At 41.8% G+C, this 4,101-nt stretch carries 3 protein-coding genes and 1 pseudogene; 2 read left to right on the plus strand and 2 right to left on the minus strand.

What is annotated here, in order from left to right; genetic code table 11:
• A pseudogene (locus tag CXF78_RS13535) lies at nt 1-430 on the minus strand (spore coat protein); the annotation flags it as partial.
• A 347-nt stretch (nt 431-777) separates the two neighbouring features.
• Between CXF78_RS13535 and CXF78_RS13540 the strand changes: the two are divergent.
• Together CXF78_RS13540 and CXF78_RS13545 are read left to right on the plus strand one after the other, a co-directional pair.
• Nucleotides 778-2,181: a hypothetical protein gene (locus CXF78_RS13540; protein ID WP_102037096.1), complete on the plus strand. Its 1,404-nt coding sequence runs from the start codon at nt 778-780 to the stop codon at nt 2,179-2,181.
• Between the two features lie 136 nt (nt 2,182-2,317).
• Nucleotides 2,318-2,566: a hypothetical protein gene (locus CXF78_RS13545; RefSeq protein ID WP_011636224.1), complete on the plus strand. Its 249-nt coding sequence runs from the start codon at nt 2,318-2,320 to the stop codon at nt 2,564-2,566.
• A 65-nt stretch (nt 2,567-2,631) separates the two neighbouring features.
• Here CXF78_RS13545 and CXF78_RS13550 read toward each other — a convergent pair whose 3' ends face one another.
• The gene (locus CXF78_RS13550; RefSeq protein WP_102037097.1) at nt 2,632-3,834 is read right to left on the minus strand and encodes an ammonium transporter; all 1,203 of its coding nucleotides are present in this window, start codon (nt 3,832-3,834) and stop codon (nt 2,632-2,634) included.
• Between the last annotated feature and the right edge of the window lie 267 nt (nt 3,835-4,101).

The following is a 4,101-nucleotide window of genomic DNA, read 5'->3' on the forward strand; positions in this document are numbered from 1 at the left end:
CTTCAGCTGGAACAAAAATAGGATCTTCATCGGTATCACTTAAGCTATTTGATGAGCTTCTACCAAATTCGCCATAGAGTGCTGTCATGTCATCTAACATGCTCTGCCAGCGATCTTCTGTTACAACGATATCGAGTCGTTTAACTTCGGTATCACTAAACACTTCATCAAAGTTAGGGTCGACATTTTTACTGTGAGTTTCATCAGTCCAATCGGTTGCTTCAAAATCAGCATCGGTGACTTCTGTTGTTGTACTCGTATCCGTGGTATCGGTACTTGTTGCTGTTTCTACTACATCTGTTGTGCTGTCGCTATCGCTTCCGCCACAAGCAGTCAGTAACAGTAAGCTACTGAGTGTGAGTGCAAATATGAACGTAATAGGCTGGTTAAACAGCCTATTGATTGGGTATAAATGATTACTGGTAACCATCAGATTCTCCTAACATTTGCTTATGCTGAGTTATACGATTAATTGACATAATATCGTTAACAGTATGTTAGAGAACAAAGGTGCAAAAATTGTGCAGATAGAGTGGATATCTACAGCAAGTCAATAAAAGTGAGGCGTAGGTCATTACTCATGTATCAGGTGCACTTGGTTAACCGGGTCAATGTTCATTTATTGCAATAGCGTGACCATGAGTGTCAATCGTTTACACTGTTTTAGAGCTTAGTAAGCAGTGGGTTTACAGTGATTGCATTTCAGATTAGGGTAGTGAACACGATTAAGTGTTAATACTATGTAAAAATACGATGTTATAGACTCAAGGACGATAAATGAAACCTTCACTTTTTTTGCTCAGCTGTGCAATGTTAAGCCCTGCTATAAACGCCAATGAATTACCGCCAATTTTAGATTTTTACCCACTTTGTAGTCCACACACTATCGATACAGACAATGATAAAATCGTCTACGATATTGACCCAGACTTGCTGGAATCGTCTAGTGATGGCGTTTTGTCCCATCGTGATGCTTATATACAACAAGCCTTTGTGGAAATACAGCGAAAAGCTGCAGCAGCAGGAGCGGATGCGATTATTCTTGATAGATTAAGTGTTGGTGGAATTGAGCGAAGTATTGACTTGCAAGATGACAGTAGCCGAGTTAAATCGAACACCAAGCAAATCCATGTGATTACCACTGCGCAATACGTTACCTTTTGTGACGATACACAACTGAGCAAAGATCCAACACCTTATAACAGCGAAGGTAAATCGGTTTCGTATACCCAAACCACAGTTCAATTGACGATGCCAAACGAGGGGAATGTATTAAAGCAAGCGCAAAAACACCAAGCACCTGATGCGCTTATTACAACCGACAGCGCCTATGGCATACACATTGGTGGCTCGGTTGATGTTTTACAACAAGCATTAGGTCCTCACAGTATTCAGTTGCAACTCGACAATGGTGCAACCGTTTATGGTTATGGGCGGAGTCTATGGTTTGTTGTTAAAGACAATCGTATCGAGATGATTACCCAGGATTTAGGATTGTTAAATGGCCATGGTCAAAACCAAATTGCCTTAAGTGAAAACTATGATGGCGATAATTGGGTGATTGCTAACCAAGTGCGTCAAGGTGATGGGCTTACTAGCGTGAAAGCGCATTTAGCGCTAAAAAAGCAAGGTGATGTTTACAGTGTGGCAGGTAAAAATAGCCGATTGATATTAACCTTTGAAGACTATAATGAAAGTCTAGATAACGCTGCTGTTTCTCGACTTAACAGCTTTGCCATTATGCCATTAACAGTCACTGATGAGCATCACGTTAAGTTCGGCAACTTTGATAATATCAACATCGCAACATTGTTGACATTAGCATTTAAGCAAGCTTATACCTTGCAACCACAACAGCTCATCAACCAAATCCAATTGACAGACAACGGTCCAAAAGTGCTGGTGAATAGCAATGTGTTATTGGGTTTTGATCGCCAAGGAGTCGTTAATTCAATTAAAATTACCGAGTCGATGCTTGGCACGCAAACGATGAGTGAATTTAATGCTGTGCTTGCTAGTTATCAGTTGCCTACTATCAAATCGCAATTGTTGGAGCGATACCCAAACGCAGAAGATAATTTTGATAACATTATGCTGACAAAAGGGAAGGTGATGTTGTCGATTAATTTTGATTCATACGATGACGATGCGCAGCTGATTGATTTTACGTTACGTTTTTAATCATCTTAGCGGCTAGACCTGAGTGAGTGGTACAGTAACCAGCGCTATAGGCACAGATGGCATACAATATACCTTATTGAGGTTCAATGGGTTAAAGTAGCACCCAAGTTTTGATCTAAAGTTGTTGGGAAGTTAAATGAATATTGAAAATGATGTGATTGATAATTTAGCCGAATTAGAACGCTTTTTACTGTCGGTGGAGAAGGGCGGTTTAGGTTTGGAAGGTGTTGCGGGTGTGGGTATGGCAACTAGTAATGCTGATGGTCGTCATTTTGTTGCGGTATTTGGTGATAACCACAAGCTATTACTTGGCCGCTGGATTACCGCTGAAATCTTCGAAAGCGGTCAAGAGATGGTTAAGAATGGGGTTAAATCGAAGCACTGATTGTAGACTCTGTAAGGGGCAGAAATTCATTTCCGCCCCTTTTTACTATAAGTGACTTAGCATCATCACTTATCTGAATTGGTTGAGCCAATCTTATGTATCGCTAAATCCGCCCCAATAAATTCATCTTCTTGGCTTAAGCGTAAACTCGATACTTTATTAACCGCGCCATACACAATCATACCGCCAACAATTGCCACCACAACGCCAGCAATACTGCCAATGAGTTGCGACATAAAGCTGACCCCGCCAAGACCACCTAAAGCCTGCTGACCAAAAATACCCGCAGCAATACCGCCCCATACACCGCATAAACCGTGTAGTGGCCATACGCCTAGAACGTCATCGATTCTGTTGCTACGCTGTAATTTGGTGTACACCAGAACAAACAAACCTCCTGCTATACCGCCAACCACAAATGCGCCAACAGGATGTATTAAGTCAGAACCTGCACACACAGCAACTAAGCCTGCTAGTGGTCCGTTATGAATAAAGCCTGGGTCATTCTTACCCACCACAAGTGCCACAATCGTACCGCCAACCATAGCCATTAAACTGTTTACCGCCACTAAACCACTAATACCGTCGAGGGTTTGCGCTGACATAACGTTAAAGCCAAACCAACCGACAATTAACACCCAAGAGCCTAGCGCTAGAAAGGGAATATTTGATGGCGCAAATGCGATTCCCGGTTTACGACCACGGCGAGCTCCTAATAAGTAAATGGCGACTAAGGCTAACCAACCGCCCATTGCATGCACTACAACGGAACCGGCAAAGTCATGAAATTGGGCGCCGAATTGGCTTTCTAACCAAGCTTGAAATCCATAATTACCGTTCCACATAATCCCTTCAAATAGCGGATATACGAAGGCAACAATTAAAGCAGATGCCAATAAGAAAGGTCTGAAGCTGCCGCGTTCAGCAATACCGCCAGATACAATTGCTGGAATGGCTGCTGCAAATGTGAGTAAGAAGAAAAACTTAACCAGTTGGTAGCCATTATCAGTGGTTAAGCTTTCTGCGCTGACAAAAAAGTGATTGCCATAAGCTATTTGATAACCAATGACAAAGTAGGCGATAGCGGAAAAGGCAAAGTCAGTTAGAATTTTAACCAAGGCGTTAACTTGGTTTTTATGCCTCACGGTGCCCATTTCTAAAAATGCAAAGCCTGCGTGCATGGCTAACACCATAATTGCACCAAGTAAGATGAACAAGGTGTCTGCACTTTGTGCAATGACGCCAATAGCATCACTAATATTATTCATTTCAGTTCCCACAAAACGATTCTCTGTTGAAATTCATACTTTTATAAAGCAAAAGTCATTCCTAAACCGATACATGGCTGGCATTTTTCTGAACCTATACGGTGCAAATGTCTGAAAATGTTGCTGAAATGATCCATTAAATGTACTACTTCGGTGCATTTTGATGTTAACTCAGTACTCAATAGTGTCCGTAATGATTGATGCTTGGGCTCGGAATGTCCCATATTGGTGCGTTAATGCTTGTCTTTGGTGCGTTGCGCTGCAAGT

The organism is Shewanella sp. 11B5 (genome assembly GCF_002836795.1).
Taxonomy (GTDB): Bacteria; Pseudomonadota; Gammaproteobacteria; order Enterobacterales; family Shewanellaceae; genus Shewanella; species Shewanella frigidimarina.

Excerpts from the sequence above, each read along its gene's own strand:
- CXF78_RS13540 (WP_102037096.1), top strand. The coding sequence starts at position 778 with ATGAAACCTTCACTTTTTTTGCTCAGCTGTGCAATGTTAAGCCCTGCT.
- CXF78_RS13545 (WP_011636224.1), top strand. The coding sequence starts at position 2,318 with ATGAATATTGAAAATGATGTGATTGATAATTTAGCCGAATTAGAACGC.
- CXF78_RS13550 (WP_102037097.1), bottom strand. The coding sequence starts at position 3,834 with ATGAATAATATTAGTGATGCTATTGGCGTCATTGCACAAAGTGCAGAC.